At 72.9% G+C, this 14,337-nt stretch carries 20 protein-coding genes and 1 tRNA gene; 6 read left to right on the top strand and 15 right to left on the bottom strand.

From position 1 onward, the window contains the following. The first annotated feature begins 153 nt into the window (after positions 1-153). Positions 154-597 carry a DUF488 domain-containing protein gene (locus MFF56_RS20260; protein WP_066924222.1) on the top strand — a complete coding sequence of 148 codons (444 nt, stop codon included), beginning with the start codon at positions 154-156 and terminating at the stop codon, positions 595-597. A gap of 43 nt (positions 598-640) precedes the next feature. Here the strand turns inward: MFF56_RS20260 and MFF56_RS20255 are convergent, their stop codons facing one another. The 5 genes from MFF56_RS20255 to MFF56_RS20235 form a co-directional block, all read right to left on the bottom strand. After that, positions 641-1,141 (bottom strand): DUF6894 family protein, encoded by a 501-nt coding sequence (locus tag MFF56_RS20255; protein ID WP_066924220.1) that lies wholly within the window; start codon positions 1,139-1,141, stop codon positions 641-643. 47 nt (positions 1,142-1,188) lie between these two features. Continuing rightward, positions 1,189-1,407: a hypothetical protein gene (locus MFF56_RS20250; protein WP_082773151.1), complete on the bottom strand. Its 219-nt coding sequence runs from the start codon at positions 1,405-1,407 to the stop codon at positions 1,189-1,191. 102 nt (positions 1,408-1,509) lie between these two features. Continuing rightward, the gene (locus MFF56_RS20245; RefSeq protein ID WP_066924218.1) at positions 1,510-1,749 is read right to left on the bottom strand and encodes a hypothetical protein; all 240 of its coding nucleotides are present in this window, start codon (positions 1,747-1,749) and stop codon (positions 1,510-1,512) included. A 23-nt stretch (positions 1,750-1,772) separates the two neighbouring features. Further along, entirely contained in the window at positions 1,773-2,405 is a 633-nt protein-coding gene (locus MFF56_RS20240; protein ID WP_066924216.1) for an acyl-homoserine-lactone synthase, read from the bottom strand. A 160-nt stretch (positions 2,406-2,565) separates the two neighbouring features. Then, a complete protein-coding gene (locus tag MFF56_RS20235) occupies positions 2,566-3,309 on the bottom strand; it encodes an autoinducer binding domain-containing protein (protein ID WP_066924213.1) in 744 nt (247 codons plus the stop codon). 114 nt (positions 3,310-3,423) lie between these two features. Here MFF56_RS20235 and MFF56_RS20230 point away from each other — a divergent pair, with 114 nt between their 5' ends. Next, complete coding sequence (locus tag MFF56_RS20230) at positions 3,424-3,690, top strand: hypothetical protein (protein WP_156453842.1); 267 nt, start codon at positions 3,424-3,426, stop codon at positions 3,688-3,690. 121 nt (positions 3,691-3,811) lie between these two features. Further along, the gene (locus MFF56_RS20225) at positions 3,812-4,054 is read left to right on the top strand and encodes a DUF6894 family protein (RefSeq protein ID WP_066924210.1); all 243 of its coding nucleotides are present in this window, start codon (positions 3,812-3,814) and stop codon (positions 4,052-4,054) included. A gap of 10 nt (positions 4,055-4,064) precedes the next feature. Here MFF56_RS20225 and MFF56_RS20220 read toward each other — a convergent pair whose 3' ends face one another. The 5 genes from MFF56_RS20220 to MFF56_RS20200 all read right to left on the bottom strand — a co-directional run bounded on the left by MFF56_RS20220 (position 4,065) and on the right by MFF56_RS20200 (position 6,303). Then, a complete protein-coding gene (locus MFF56_RS20220; RefSeq protein ID WP_156453841.1) occupies positions 4,065-4,607 on the bottom strand; it encodes a DNA-binding protein in 543 nt (180 codons plus the stop codon). A gap of 127 nt (positions 4,608-4,734) precedes the next feature. Then, a complete protein-coding gene (locus MFF56_RS20215) occupies positions 4,735-4,989 on the bottom strand; it encodes a DUF6894 family protein (protein ID WP_066924206.1) in 255 nt (84 codons plus the stop codon). Positions 4,990-5,006: 17 nt separating this feature from the next. Continuing rightward, the gene (locus tag MFF56_RS20210; protein ID WP_066924233.1) at positions 5,007-5,240 is read right to left on the bottom strand and encodes a hypothetical protein; all 234 of its coding nucleotides are present in this window, start codon (positions 5,238-5,240) and stop codon (positions 5,007-5,009) included. Positions 5,241-5,313: 73 nt separating this feature from the next. Further along, positions 5,314-6,006 (bottom strand): MgtC/SapB family protein, encoded by a 693-nt coding sequence (locus tag MFF56_RS20205; protein ID WP_066924203.1) that lies wholly within the window; start codon positions 6,004-6,006, stop codon positions 5,314-5,316. A gap of 220 nt (positions 6,007-6,226) precedes the next feature. Beyond that, positions 6,227-6,303, bottom strand: a tRNA-His gene (locus tag MFF56_RS20200). A 367-nt stretch (positions 6,304-6,670) separates the two neighbouring features. Between MFF56_RS20200 and MFF56_RS20195 the strand changes: the two genes are divergently transcribed. Continuing rightward, positions 6,671-8,359 carry a chloride channel protein gene (locus tag MFF56_RS20195; protein WP_238230716.1) on the top strand — a complete coding sequence of 563 codons (1,689 nt, stop codon included), beginning with the start codon at positions 6,671-6,673 and terminating at the stop codon, positions 8,357-8,359. 96 nt (positions 8,360-8,455) lie between these two features. Then, complete coding sequence (locus MFF56_RS20190; protein WP_066924201.1) at positions 8,456-9,532, top strand: tartrate dehydrogenase; 1,077 nt, start codon at positions 8,456-8,458, stop codon at positions 9,530-9,532. A 26-nt stretch (positions 9,533-9,558) separates the two neighbouring features. Here MFF56_RS20190 and MFF56_RS20185 read toward each other — a convergent pair whose 3' ends face one another. Further along, the gene (locus MFF56_RS20185; RefSeq protein WP_238230681.1) at positions 9,559-9,891 is read right to left on the bottom strand and encodes a DUF167 domain-containing protein; all 333 of its coding nucleotides are present in this window, start codon (positions 9,889-9,891) and stop codon (positions 9,559-9,561) included. A gap of 127 nt (positions 9,892-10,018) precedes the next feature. Between MFF56_RS20185 and MFF56_RS20180 the strand changes: the two genes are divergently transcribed. Further along, positions 10,019-11,407 carry a cytochrome P450 gene (locus MFF56_RS20180; protein ID WP_066924197.1) on the top strand — a complete coding sequence of 463 codons (1,389 nt, stop codon included), beginning with the start codon at positions 10,019-10,021 and terminating at the stop codon, positions 11,405-11,407. 86 nt (positions 11,408-11,493) lie between these two features. On the opposite strand, the gene minE is transcribed toward MFF56_RS20180, so the two are convergent. The 4 genes from minE to minC (MFF56_RS20160) form a co-directional block, all read right to left on the bottom strand. After that, a complete protein-coding gene (gene minE, locus MFF56_RS20175) occupies positions 11,494-11,781 on the bottom strand; it encodes a cell division topological specificity factor MinE (RefSeq protein ID WP_066924195.1) in 288 nt (95 codons plus the stop codon). Continuing rightward, positions 11,778-12,593: a septum site-determining protein MinD gene (minD, locus tag MFF56_RS20170; protein WP_066924193.1), complete on the bottom strand. Its 816-nt coding sequence runs from the start codon at positions 12,591-12,593 to the stop codon at positions 11,778-11,780. The genes minE and minD overlap by 4 nt, the downstream gene beginning before the upstream one ends. 12 nt (positions 12,594-12,605) lie before the next feature. Beyond that, complete coding sequence (gene minC, locus MFF56_RS20165; protein WP_066924229.1) at positions 12,606-13,220, bottom strand: septum site-determining protein MinC; 615 nt, start codon at positions 13,218-13,220, stop codon at positions 12,606-12,608. Between the two features lie 381 nt (positions 13,221-13,601). Beyond that, positions 13,602-14,315 (bottom strand): septum site-determining protein MinC, encoded by a 714-nt coding sequence (gene minC / locus MFF56_RS20160; RefSeq protein WP_238230714.1) that lies wholly within the window; start codon positions 14,313-14,315, stop codon positions 13,602-13,604. Between the last annotated feature and the right edge of the window lie 22 nt (positions 14,316-14,337).

The following is a 14,337-nucleotide window of genomic DNA, read 5'->3' as shown; positions in this document are numbered from 1 at the left end:
TGCCCTTCTGGCGGTTAACAGAACTTTGCGGGCATTGCGGCGGAATTCCGGAACGCGTGGCGGGCCGGACACATAGCCGCCGCGGAGCCGCTTTGCGCGGCCGCGGGCGGCGGCTTAAGTACCGGTTCGGACACGCATCTTCGGATCGGCACCTTGGGCAAGACTCTGTTCACCATAGGCTACGAAGGCATCGACCCCGAGCGCCTGACGGGGGCGCTGCGCGACGCGGGCGTCGGGCTCCTCGCCGACGTGCGGGCGGTGGCCAACTCGCGCAAGCGCGGCTTCTCGAAATTCGCCCTGAAGGCCGGCGTGGAGGAGAAGGGGATCGGCTACGCGCATCTGCGGACGCTCGGCACGCCCAAGGCCGGGCGCGAGGCGGCCCGCGCCCACGATGCCGGGCTGATGCGCAGGATCTACTGCGAGACGGTGCTCGATACCGCCGACGGCGGGCTCGCCCTCGACGCGCTCGCCGAGATGGCGGAGGGGGCGCCGACCTGCCTGCTCTGCTACGAGCGCGACCCGGAGCGGTGCCACCGCCGCGTCCTGGCCGAGCGCCTGGCGGCGCGCGGCTTCACGACGGTGGACCTGTTCGGCTGAGGGCCGGCTCGACGGGGGCCCAGACGCTTCGGGAGGACCCGGTTCAGCCCCCGTGCACGAAGCCCAGGCGGAAGCGGGGTCGGGGCGCGGCGCCCCGCCGGCCGGCCAGGAGCGCGCGCGGCGCGGGCAGCGCCGCGACCCGGGCGCGCCAACCCGCCGCCAGGGCACGCCAAGCCGCCGCCAGGGCGAGCGCCTGCGCGCGCCACGACCCGAGCAGGCTCGCGAGGCGCGGGCGCGGCCGGATCGTCGCGACGCTGCGCAGGGGCTCGGCCACCGGCCCGGGCGCGGCCACCGGCACGTAGAGGGCCTCGAAGAACGAGACGTCGAACAGGCTCGCGCCGCCCTCGCCGGTGACCGCGAGCTCGGCGTTGAGCAGGCGCTGCTCGCCGCCGTGATCGGCCACGAGCCGGCGCACGATGATGCGCGCGAGGTCGCGCGCCTCGGCCTCGTCCTCCACCCACTGGCCGGTGCGCTCCGGCAGGTAGGCGTCGTCGAGGCGGATGTTGAAGAACACGCGGATCATGATCAGGCGCTCCCTGTTCATGCCGGCGGGACGCGACTCCGCACCCGCCCTGCGGGGTGGATGGGAGGTCAGGCGGCCTGCGGCGTCTCGGCGGCGGGCTCGCCCGGCTGGGACTGGACCTGACGCGGGTGGAAGGCGTCGGCCAGCAGGTTGAGGCGGTGCGCCATGTCGCGCACCTCGTTGAGGGCGATCGACTTCTGGCCCTCCTTGACCGCGCGGGTGATGTCGCTGATCTGCGACGTGGCGATGCGCTTCAGCTCGGCGGCGAGCTGGTCCTTCGTCATCATGCTCGGGTCCCGGAGGGTGCTGGACGGATCCACACCCTCGCGCGCGCACCGTTACCAGAGCGTTTCGCCGCCGCCGGCCGGGTTGTGCCGCGGCCCGGGCGCTCAGTCCCCACCCGCCTCGCCGCGCGCCCCGGCATCGACGTCGCCGAGCCGGCGGCCGATCCGTCCGAGGAGCGCCTCGAGCGGCAGACGCACCTCCGCCGGCCCCTCGCGGGCGACGATGCCGTGCGCCTCGATGCAGATCTCGGCGAGCCGGCGGAGCGCGGCCTGCGCGCCCGGATCCGCCGGCGCGGCGCCGGCGGCCGCCGGCACGGTCTCGATGTCGTGTCGAAGCTTGGGCATGTCGGAATCTCCCGGATGTTCGCTCAGCTCGCGAGGCGCAGCGGGCGCGGGGGCCGCGCGCTCAGGACGGAGGCGTCGTCGCCGCGGACGGCGCGCAGGCGCGCCAGGGTGCGCGCGTCGAAGGCCGCGCTCACCGCGACCGTGTCCTCGCCGGCGATCGGGCGGGGCAGGCCGAGCGGCGTCACCCGGAAATGGAGCTGCACGAGGCGCAGCAGCCAGAGCGGGTTCATCTCGATGACGATGGCATCGACGCCGGATTCGAGTCCCCACTCGACGATGCCGGTGAGAAGCGCGCTGCCGACGGGGCTGAGGATGCGCCCGCGGTCCCGGTGGCCGCGCTCGACGGCGTAGCGGGTCCACTCCCAGACATGGGGGCTGCGCGGCGGCTCGACCTCGCAGAGTTCGGACAAGACCTCGGTGAGCAGGTAGGGCCGCGTCGTCGGCAGCATGCGCTGGTAGCCGACCACGGTGCCCGCCTCGATCGCCAGCATGTGCAGCGCGTGGGCGTCGTCGAACCCGTCGATCTCGCGGCCGTCGGGGCGGGCGAGGTCGGACCAGCCCTTCTCCTCGACGAAGACCCGGTGGCGCAGGCGCCAGGCCTGCTCCAGGGCGTCGGCGTAACGCGCCGTGTTCTCGGCCGTGACGATGTGGATCATGGCGATCTCCGCGATGGATGATCGCCGTTATCCGCAACCTGGAAGAGAGCTCACAGTCCGCGATCGCGTACCATTCCGCAGCCCGCGACGCTCTCGATGTTAGGAAAACAGCCCTCGGGACGGCTTCTCACAGCCAGATCACGGGCTCGAAAGAGACACTCTAGGTTATAAGTCCGCGGCGCAAGGCCTCGGCCACCGCATGGGTGCGGCTGCCGGCACCGAGCTTGCGGTGGACCGAGCGCAGGTGCTTCTCGGCCCCGTGCTCGGAGATCGCCATCAGGGTGCCGATCTCCCACTCGCTCTTGCCGGCGGCGGCCCATTGCAGGGCCTCGCGCTCCCGCGGCGTCAGGCGCACGGGCGGGCGCCCCCCGCCCTCGTCGGCCACGTGGCTGAGGACCAGCGAACGGCCGAAGACGTAGGAGGCGATGAGGTGCAGCATCCCGCGCAACTCCGGCGAGAGGTCGAGCCGCTCCGCGCCGAAGCTGAAGCCCGCAACCCGCCCGTCCAGCGTGACGAGCGGCACGGTGAAGCCCTGGCGCAGCCGGAAGTCTCCGGCCTCGTCCATCACCCGCCGCGCGGCCGGATCCTCGCGGTAGAGCGGCTCGATCTCCGACCAGAGGAAGGGCGTCGCGTCGGTCGTGAGGCGCCGGATGGTGGGGTCTCGGTCGAGATGGCCGACCCGGAAGTAGCGGTCGGTCCAACCCTGCGGCGTCCGGTCGATCAGCACGTGGGCGGCCTGCGCGCTGCGGCCGATCCCGGGCAGCGGGATGACGCCCGCGAAGGTGCTCTCGACGCCGAAGCGCGCCACGGCCCGGACCAGGCAGGCGTTCAGGTCCTCGACGGTGCTCGCGCGATCGAAGGAGCGGAACAGGTCGTAGGTATGATCGACGAGCTTGGGAAGCATGCCGGACCGCGCAGGATGCGGGACGCGCGTCCCGGATCGACAAATCTATAGGACGAGGATTCGCGATTAGGCTATAGCCGGCCGCGCGGCGGCAACGATGCAAGGGGATTGTGCGTGGAACATGTCCCAGACGGTGATCCGCTAGCTCGCCCCACGTCGGAACGCACGGCAACACTTCTGGCCGAGATCGCATCCATCCTGCGGGTCGATCCGATTATCTTCCTCGACGGTCGTATCCGTGAGAGCGTCGGCCGGGATCTTGCCGCGGACGACCTCGTCGAACTGCTCGCCCTGTTCCGGTCGATCGACGCGCCGGACGTGCGCGAGGCGGCGCGCGGCCTGATCCGAACGCTGAGGCGCGACGAGGACCGGGAGGACTGAGCCGGCGCGTGCCGGGCTCACGCGCCCGCGACCATTTCCCGCTGTGCCGTCCGGAGCCTTGTGGGGCCGGCGCCTCGTCCCCTAATGCCGTGGGCGATTGTCCCACACTGGCGCGGATACGATGGCCCGGTTCTTCATCGACCTGCACGACGGCGCGAACTTCGTGCGCGACGGCGTCGGCTTCGACCTCGCCGACGAGGCCGAGGTTCGGGCCAAGCTCGTCCGGATCATGGCCAAGATCGCCCAGGGGCTCGCGCCCGGACCCGAGCGCCAGGATTTCCTGGCGGTGGTCCGGAACGACCGGCGCGAGGTGATCCTGCGGGCCCACCTCGCGCTCGATATCGAGCGCGTCGATACGCCCTGAGGGTCCCTCCCTACCAGCAGACCCGCGGCAGGCGCCGCTTCCAGCGCTCGCCCAGCGGCAGCGCCTTCTCGGCTCGGCGGCCGGAGCGGCGGACCGGCTCGGCGGGCTTCGCCTGGACCGATCTGGGCTGCGTCGACGTCGGCTGGGCCGAATCGACCGGTGCGGGCGGCGCCTCAGGGCGGCTGGCGGGCTCCGGCTCGGCCCGGGCCGGTTCCGTGGGCGCCTCGGTACGCGGGAGCTTGACCCGGCGCACCCGCGGCAGGCGCGGCTCGCGCGCGACGGACGCGGCTTCCTCGGCCTCCTCCGGCTCGGCGGCGGGAGCCGCGATCAGGCTCGGCAGGATGCGGCGAGGCGCCGGGCGCCCGACCGGCGCGGTCTCCGCCTCGGCCGGGCGGGCGGGACCCGCGCCGAACAGCGCGGCGGCCTCGAGGCTCGGAAAAGCGGGAGAGGGCTGCTCGATCAGCGGCGCACGCACGGGCAGGGTCGCGGGCGCCTGACGGCCGCGCGCTTTCGTCTCGACGGTGAAGGACCGCCGCACGCGATTGCGTGACATCGTGGGGATTTGTCTCTCGTGGATCAATGTTGCGCAGAATGCGCAGTCCTAGAGATGGAGCAGCGCGGCCGTTTTGTCGAGGCGCTGCTGATCGGATCTTTGCCGACATGGATAAAGGCCCGAGCCGCTAGGGCCGGTTCTCGTCCTCCGGCGGCTCTACGGCCTCGGCGAAGGGAAATTCCAGCACGACCTCGCCGGCCGCGTCGGTGACGACAAGGCTGGCACCCAACAGCCGGGACTGGCCGGCCCGATCGCGCCCCATCAGGGTCCGGGCCGTATCCCGCGCGGTTTCCCAGGCCTGGTCCGGGTCCCGAAGCTCGACACCGTCCGGGTCGGCGACCCGGTCGGCGCCGATCCGGGTGTGGAAGAAGTAGCGGGGCATCGGCCGCGGCCCGGCGCTCACAGTCCCTGGGGCTGGCCGCTCTGCGCCGGCTGCCGGCTCTTCTTGTTGGCCTCGTGGTGGCCGATCGCGCAACCGGCGGCGGCCCCGGCCTTGCCGTGGCCCACCATGTGGCCGGCGACGCCGCCCGCCACGGCGCCCTTCAGGCAGCCCTTGGCCTCCGCCGCGGTCGCGCCGAGGCCGAGGGCGATTCCGAGCGCGAGGGTCGGGAGCAGCGTGGTTCTGGTCTGCATCATCGGGATGTCTCCTTCGCCCGGACAACCGGCGCCCGCGGGGAGACGTTCCGGCCCCGCGCGGGGCTCTCCCTCACGCCATGTCCTCCCAGACCACGCGGCCGACGCCCGCCTCCGCGCGCAGCCGGGCGAGCAGGCCGAGCGGCCAGTCGGGCATCGCGGCCCCGTACGCGCCGAGGCAGCGCAACTCACCGCGCGCGCCCTCCTGCTCGAGGGTGGTGGAGCGCACGCTGAACCCGGTCTCGGCCAGGCGAGCGAGGAGCGCGGCGTGCGAGGTGAGCGCGGGGTCGAACACCACCGTCACGGCGCCGTAGCTGCGGCGCCGCAGGACCCGCTCGACCGGGCGCAGGCCCTGGAGGGTCACGAGTGCGAGGCCGGTCGCCGCCGTCCCGAGGGGCCACGCACCCGCCCCGAAGCACAGACCGATCACGGTCGCGAGCCAGACGGTCGCCGCGGTGGTGACGCCGCGCACGATGTTGTCCTGCTTGAGGATGGTGCCGGCGCCGATGAAGCCGATGCCGGCCAGGATACCCTGCGCCAGCCGCATCAGGTCGAGCCGCATCAGGCCCTCGCCCGACCCGCGGCTGCCGGCCAGCAGCCAGTTGGCGAGCAGCATCGCGGTGCAGGCCGCGAGGCAGATCAGCACGAGGGTGCGCAGGCCCGCCGGATGACCGAGTTCCTCCCGGTTCCAGCCGAGCAGGAGCGCGGCGGCGAAGCTCAGCCCGAGGCGGAGCAGGACGGTGTCGAAGCCGAGATCGGAGGTCATGGCGTTTCGTCGTCGCGGATGCCGGCAGGTCCGGCATAGCAGGTCCGGCAGAGACGGAACGCCGCGTGCGCGCCCGCGTAACCACGCGGAAACCGACGGACGCCGTGGAGGATCGGCCCGAGGCCGCGGCCCGGATGGGCCGGCGCCGCGGCCGACGCGGCGCCGGAAAACGACAAGGGGCCGGCAAGAAGCCAACCCCGCATCCCATCCTGCAATTCGATGGTACCACCGCCCCGGCTCGAACGGGGGACCCCCAGATCCACAATCTGGTGCTCTAACCAACTGAGCTACGGCGGCACTGGCTGCGATCTATCCCGAGCCGCCGGGCTTTTCAAGCGGGTTGTCGGGGCGAGGGGCCGGGTTTGTTGTGCGAAGAACGCAGGCCCCGTGGATCGGGGCGCGCCCGCGCCCTAGGAACAGAGGCGTGAGCCAGCGCAGCACCCGCAGACGCGTGCCGGCCGCCGCGGCCGGGCCCGCGGCGCGACCGGCCCCACCGGCGAAGCCGCCCCGCGGCGGCGAGGGCCGAGGCGGGGAGGGCCGGCGCGCCGGCCGTGCCTGGATCCAGGCGCCCGAGCGCCTGCGCGCCTTCGTCCGGCGCAGCGAGGCCGGGCTGGTGCTGCTCGCCGCCGCGACCGGCTGCCTCAGCGGGCTCGTGGTCTCGGCCATGAACATCGCCACGCAGAGCCTGCGCGAGCTGCTCTACGGGCTGCCGGCGGGGGCGCGCCTCAGCGCGAGCGCCGGGATCGATCCCCTGACGCTGCTGCTCGCGCCCTGCCTCGGCGGCGCGGTGCTCGGCCTCCTGATCCTCGCGGTCGGCCGCTTCCGGGCGATGCGGCGCGCGGCCATCGACCCGATCGAGGCGAACGCGCTGCACGGCGGCCGGATGTCCCTGCGCGACAGCCTCTGGGTCTCCCTGCAGAACGTGGTCTCGAACGGCTCCGGGGCCTCGGTGGGACTCGAGGCGGGCTACACCCAGATCTGCGCCGGCATCAGCTCGCGGCTCGGGATCAGCTTCGAGATGCGGCGCGCGGACCTGCGCACCCTCGTCGGCTGCGGGGCCGCGGCCGCGATCGCGGCCGCCTTCGGGGCGCCGCTGACCGGCGCCTTCTACGCCTTCGAGCTGATCATCGGCACCTACGCGATCGCGACGCTGACGCCCGTCGTGGTGGCGGCCCTCTGCGGCAGCCTGGTCGCGCAGGCGATCGTGCAGACGGAGCCGCTCGTCGCCTTCGAGAACATGCAGGCGGTTGTCACCTCGCAGGTCACCAGTGCCGAGATCCTGCCGAGCCTGGCCCTCGGCCTCCTCTGCGCGGGATTGGGCATCCTGATCATGCGCGGCGTCACCCTGGTCGAGCGGCTGGTCCAGGCGAGCCGCATCCCGCGGGCGGCCGCGCCGGCGCTGGGCGGCCTCTGCGTCGGCGCGCTCGCGCTCGCGGTCTCCCCGCAGGTGCTCTCGGGCGGGCACGGCGCGCTGCACCAGCACTTCGCCGCGACGGCGCAGGGCTACGACGTCCTGGCGCTCGGCCTGCTCTTCGCCGCCAAGGCCACCGCCTCGGCAATCTCGATCGGCTCGGGCTTCCGGGGCGGCCTGTTCTTCGCCTCGCTCTTCCTCGGCGCGCTCGCGGGCAAGCTCTTCGCGATCCTGGCGCCGATGGCGGTGCCGGCGCTCGCGGGCTTCGGTCTCACGCCGCTCGCCTACGCGGTGATCGGCATGAGCGCGCTCGCGGTCGCGGTGATCGGCGGTCCGCTCACCATGACGTTCCTGGCGCTGGAGGTGACCGGCTCGCTGCCGATCACCGGGCTCGTGCTCGCGGCGGTGATCGCCTCCTCGCTCACCGTGCGCAAGACCTTCGGCTACTCCTTCGCCACCTGGCGCTTCCACCTGCGCGGCGAGAGCATCCGCAGCGCGCACGACATCGGCTGGATCCGCACCCTCACGGTCGGGCGGCTGATGCGGCGCGACGTCCGGCCGGTCAGCCTCGACACGCCCTTGGCGAGCTTCCTGCGCGCCCACCCGATCGGCTCGCCCTCGCGGGTGATCGTGGTGGACGCGGCCGAGCGCTACGCCGGGATCGTGCTGGTGCCAGAGGCCCACGCGGCGCTGCGCGACGCGGGCGGCGCGGGGGGAACCCTGAAGGACGTGCTGCGCCACCCGCAGGATTTCCTGACGCCCGAGATGAACGCCAAGGAGGCCTCGGCCGCCTTCGACCGCTGCGAGAGCGAGGCGCTGGCCGTCCTCGACGGCCCCGAGCAGCGCCGCGTCATCGGCATGCTCACCGAGAGCCACACGCTGAAGCGCTACAGCGACGAATTGGAGCGCCAGCGCCGCACGATCGCCGGGGAACCCGGCTGATTGTCAGCGCCCCGACGGACCGCCCCGTTGACCGGGACGGCGTGCAGGCTCATCCGGCCACAACCAGAAGATACAACACCCGCATCGGAGGACGGCATGGGCAGCGCGCGCAGGTACCGCATCGCGGTGATCCCCGGCGACGGCATCGGCAAGGAGGTCGTGCCCGAGGGCGTGCGGGTGCTGGAGGCGGCCGCCCGACGCCACGGCTTCGCGCTCGAGCTCGACTGGTTCGACTTCGCGAGTTGCGACTACTACGAGCGCCACGGGCGGATGATGCCCGAGGACTGGAAGGCCCGGATCGGATCGCACGACGCGATCTTCTTCGGGGCGGTCGGCATGCCGGAGCGCGTGCCCGACCACGTCTCGCTCTGGGGCTCGCTGATCCTGTTCCGGCGCGAGTTCGACCAGTACGCCAACCTCCGCCCGGTGCGCCTGATGCCCGGCGTGCCGAGCCCGCTCGCCGGCCGCAAGCCCGGCGACATCGACTTCTGGGTGGTGCGCGAGAACACGGAAGGCGAGTACTCGAACGCGGGCGGACGGATGTTCGCCGGCACGGACCGCGAGTTCGCCCTGCAGGAGACGATCATGACGCGTCACGGCGTCGATCGGATCCTGAAATTCGCCTTCGAGCTGGCCCGGACGCGCCCGCGCCGGCACCTGACCTCGGCCACGAAATCCAACGGCATCTCGATCACGATGCCCTACTGGGACGAGCGCGTGCGGGCGGTCGCCGAGCACTACCCGGACGTGACCTGGGACCAGTACCACATCGACATCCTGACGGCGCACTTCGTGCTGAACCCGGACCGGTTCGACGTGGTGGTGGCCTCCAACCTCTTCGGCGACATCCTGTCGGATCTCGGGCCGGCCTGCACCGGCACGATCGGCATCGCGCCCTCGGGCAACATCAACCCCGAGCGGCTCCACCCCTCGGTGTTCGAGCCGGTGCACGGCTCGGCCCCCGACATCGCCGGCCAGGGCATCGCCAACCCGATCGGCCAGATCTGGTCGGGCGCGATGATGCTGGAGCATCTGGGCGAGCGGGAAGCCGCCGCCGAGATCGTCTCGGGAATCGAGCGGGTGCTCGCCGAGCGGACCCTGCGCACGCGCGACCTCGGCGGCAACGCCGACACGCAGACCTGCGGCAAGGCGGTCGAGCAGGCGCTGGGTTAGGGGCGGCGCGGGCGCGGGGCAGGAGCCTACCCGGCCGCGCGCAGCAGCGCGTCGAGCTTTCCTGCCAGCGCGTCCGCATCGCCCGCCAGATGCAGCATCTTCTGCCGCCCGGTCGAGCCGGACAGGATCGTGACGTCGGCCCGGCGCAGATCCAGCACGGCGGCGAGGAAGCGGACGAGCGCGGCGTTGGCCGCGCCCTCGACGGGAGGCGCGGCGAGCCGCACGGCGAGCGCGGGACGTCCCTCCGCGTCGTGGACGACCCCCGCGACCGCCTCGCGCCCGCCCCGCGGGGTCACCCGTACGGCGAGGCGCAGGCCGCGCACGTCCCTGGTGTAGGGCGGCGTGATCCCCGGCGACACGTCGCGCATCATATCCTCCCGCCAGTCCCGCGGCGCGGACCCGCCCCGCGGCCGGGCCGTTTACACGGGTTCCCCGCTCCGGCATCAAGCGGCCGTCCCGGCGACCCGGGCGGAGCCCGGAGGCGGCATGAACGCGCGTGAGGCACTCCTCGACGCACCCCGGCTGGTGCCGCCGCGGCGGGAGCCGGCCGCGCGCCAACTGCCCCTGATCCCCTACATCCAGTCGCTCCGGGCCAACGCGCTCCTCGGCTGGCCGTCCTCGGCCTACGAGGAGCCGGTTACGAAGCGCCGGGTTCTCGGCCGGAGCAGCTTCACGGTCTGCGACCCGGACGCGATCCGGCACATCCTCGTCGACAATCAGGCGAACTACCTGCGCACCTCCGGCTCGGTGCGCATCCTGCGCCCGATCCTCGGGGACGGCCTGCTGATCAGCGAGGGCGCGGCCTGGCGCCACCAGCGCCGGGCGCTCGCCCCCGCCTTCACCCCGAAGGCGATCGAGCGGCTGGCGCCCCACATCGCCTCGGCGATCGAGGACGGGATGGCCGAGCTCACGGCGGAGGCCGCGCGCGGGCCCGTGGCCCTGTTCGGCTTCCTGCACCGGCTGGCGCTGGAGATCGCCGGGCGCAGCATGTTCTCGGTGGCGATGGAGCGGCACGGGCCGGAGCTGCGGCGCTTCATCGCCGAGTACTCGGTGCGGATCGGGCGCCCGCATCTCCTCGACATCCTGATCCCGCTGGGTTGGCCCGCCCCCCTCGACCTGCCGCGCGCCCTGTTCCGGCGGCGCTGGACGCCCTTCCTCGACACGATCATCGCGGCACGCGCCGCCGAGGCCGCCCCGCGCGAGGCCCGCGACCTGCTCGACATCCTGATCGCCGTGCGCAACCCCGAGACCGGCGCGGCCTTCAGCTACGGCGAATTGCGCGATCAGGTCGCCACCATGATCCTGGCCGGGCACGAGACCACCGCCGTCGCGCTGTTCTGGGCGCTCTACATGTTGGCGCTCGCGCCCGAGCTTCAGGAGCGGGTCGCGGCCGAGGCACGGGGCGCCGACCTCGCCGAGGCGGCGGGCTGCGCGAGCGACGGCCGCCTGCCCCTGACCCGCGCGGTGGTGGACGAGACCCTGCGGCTCTACCCGCCGGCCTTCCTGATCGTGCGTCGCGCGGTCGCCGCCGACCGGATCGGGGCGCACGCGATCGCGCCCGACGACATCGTGGCGATCCCGCCCTGGGTTCTGCACCGCCACCGCCGCTTCTGGCGCGACCCGGACGCCTTCGATCCGGCCCGCTTCCTGCCGGGCGCCCCCCCGGTGCCGCGCTACGCCTACCTGCCCTTCGGAGTGGGGCCCCGCGTCTGCATCGGCGCGCAGTTCGCGCTGACCGAGGCGGTGCTGGCGCTCGCCCGCATCGTCGGGCGCTTCCGGATCAGCCCGATCGACCCGCGGCCGATCCTGCCGGCCGCGGTCGTCACGACCCAGCCCGAGCACACGCCGCCGTTCCGGCTGGAGGCGCGGCGCTAGCCGGTAGGCGGGAGAAGCCCCGCAACGAAAAAAACCCGCGGATCGAGAGCGATCCGCGGGCGTCAGGCCGTTCCCCGACCGTCCATTCAGGCGGCCTTCTTCTCCTTCTCCGCCGCGAACTTCGCGGAGGAGTTGAGCGGCAGCTCGATGTCCACGCCGAGGGTGGAGACACCCTCGCCGCGGTCGAGGGTGATCTTCACCTTGTCGCGCTCGACCGCGACGTGCTTGGCGATCACCGCGAGGATCTCCTCGCGCAGCGTGATCACGAGATCCGGGCGCCCGCTCTCCGCGCGCTCGTGGGCCAGGATCAGCTGCAGCCGCTCGCGGGCGACCGTGCTGGAGGTCCGCTGCTTGAAGATGCCGCGCAGGTTCATGCCGCCCTCCGCATGAAGAGCTTGTCGAGGAAGGACTTGCGCTCGGTCGGCATCGTCATCGGGACGCTCTCGCCGTTCAGGCGCTTGGCGGCGTCCGCGTAGGCGCGGGCCGGGGCGCAGAGCGGGTTGTTGAGCGTCACCGGGCAGCCGACGTTCGAGGCCTTGAGGACCTCCTGGCTCTCCGGGATGATGGCGAGCAGGGGGATCGAGAGGATCTCCAGCACGTCCTCGGTCTTCAGCATGTCGCCGCGGTCGGCCCGGTTGGGGTCGTAGCGGGTGAGGATCAGGTGCTTGTCGATGGTCTCGCCCTTCTCGGCGCGCACCGTCTTCGAGTCGAGCAGGCCGATGATCCGGTCGGAGTCGCGCACCGAGGAGACCTCGGGGTTGGTCACCACGACCGCCACGTCCGCGTGCCGCATGGCGAGCTGGGCGCCGCGCTCGATGCCGGCCGGGCTGTCGCAGATCACCCAGTCGAACTTTTCGCGCAGTTCCTCCATCACGCGGGCGACGCCCTCGTCGGTGAGCGCGTCCTTGTCGCGGGTCTGGGAGGCCGGCAGCAGGTGCAGCGTCTCGAGGCGCTTGTCCTTGATCAGCGCCTGCGGGAGCTTGGCGTCGCCGTTGACCACGTTGATGAGGTCGTAGACGACGCGCCGCTCGGCGCCCATCACGAGGTCGAGGTTGCGCAGGCCGACGTCGAAGTCGACGACGCAGACGCTCTTGCCCGACTGCGCCAGGGCGGCGCCGAGGGCCGCGGTGGTGGTCGTCTTGCCGACGCCACCCTTACCCGATGTTACGACGAGAACCTTTGCCATTCTCGTTCCTCCTCAATCCAAGCTTGCCATTCGGATAGCGCCGCCATCGAGCCAGATCTGCGCGGGTCGACCGCGCAGATGGGACCCCATGTCCTCGGCCGTGCGGACGAGGCGGTCGATCCCGAGAAGCTCGGGCTCGAACTTGCGGCAGCAGATGCGGGCGCGGGGGTTGCGGGCGGCGCCGGCGATGGCGCGCCCCCGCAGGGCGCCGTAGATGTGGATGGAGCCGCCGGCCAGGATCTCGGCTCCCGAGGAGACCGAGCCCATCACCGTCACGTCCCCGGTGCGGTGGACGATCGACTGACCGGAGCGCACCGAGCCCTCGATGGTGAGCGAGGTGGTCTCCGGCTCCGCCGGCGGCAGCGCCGGCAGGTCGAGGTTCCGCGTGGGCCGGCCGTTCGCCAGAAGCGGCGGCAGGCCGTCGTCGGCGACCCCGAACGCTTCCTGGGCCCCTTCGAGGCCGAGGATGCGGATGCGGCGGGCGCGCAGATCCGCGAGGATCGTGCGGAGCGCCTCCGGCTCGGGCTCGAGCCCGGCGAGGTCGAGGATCACGGCGCGGCCGTCGAACAGGGTCGGCGACCGCCGGAGCGCCGCGTCGAGTCCCGCGAACCAGTCGGCGAGCGGCATCTCGGGCGTCAGCGCCAGCGCCTTGAAGGCGCGCCCGCGGAAGGCGGGAGGGCGGGGTGTGGGAGAGTCCGGAAGGGTCTGGCTGGTCACGGCTCAACGATTCCTTACCGGATCATTGACGGCCGACATGGTTACCGAAGCGTTAAGGTCCGGGATCCTGTGCGCATTTCATGCGAGGATCCTTGGATCGGGCGTCGACACGAACGGTCTGCCGCGTAGCTTCGCCGAGTTCGGCGGATGAAACGCCGCCGCTTTCCCGGATCACCCTCCGCTGACGCTCCGGGCGTCCGGGAAAACGGCGGTGACCTTCGATAGAGCATCGCCCGCTTCGACGCGGGAGCGCGCCGCCATGCGAGGCGCAGGATGCGCCGCGCCCCCATCTCACCCCCGGTCGAGCAGCGCCAGCCGGATCGCGTCCTCGACGAGCCGCACCTCGACCGCCTGCGCGCGGAAGGCCGCGTCGAGGTCGTCGGCCGCCTTGTAGAGGCCGTCGATCGAGACGAGCTCGGGCTCGAACTTGCGGCACCAGATCCGCGCGCCCGCATGGCCGGCCGCACCCGCGATCGCGCGCCCGCGCAGGGGGCCGTAGACGTGGATCGAGCCGCCCGCGATCACCTCGGCGCCCGAGGCGACGGCACCCATCACGATCACGTCCCCCTCCAGATGCAGGATCGTCTGACCCGAGCGGACCGGCTGGTCGAGGATCAGCGAGCGGGCGGGGGATGGCGGCGCCGCCGCGTCGGGTGCGGCGTCGGCGGCCGGGGCATCGCCCTCGGGCGGGGCGACCTCGCCGGCCGGGCGGCCGCCCGAGAGCGCGGGCGGCAGGCCGGGGCCGAGCACGCCGGGCGGCGCCCCCTCGACGCCGAGGATCGCGATGTCGCGGGCGGAGAGATCCGCGACCAGTTCCTCCAGGTCGGCCCGCGTCAGGCGCAGGCCCGTGAGGTCGAGGATCACCGGGCGCCCGGCGAAGAAGGCCGGCGCCCGGCGCCCGAGCGCGTCGAGCTCGCCGAGCCAGTCGGCGACCGGGGGAAGCGGCGCCAGCACGGTCGCCATGAAGGAGCGGCCGCGGAACCGGATCTGGGGGCGGGAGGGCACGGGCTGGGTCACGGGGGCGTCG

Source organism: Methylobacterium hispanicum (assembly GCF_022179285.1).
GTDB classification, from domain to species: Bacteria; Pseudomonadota; Alphaproteobacteria; order Rhizobiales; family Beijerinckiaceae; genus Methylobacterium; species Methylobacterium hispanicum.
Note: the sequence above shows the minus strand (reverse complement) of the source record. Positions and strands in the feature narration are given on the sequence as shown.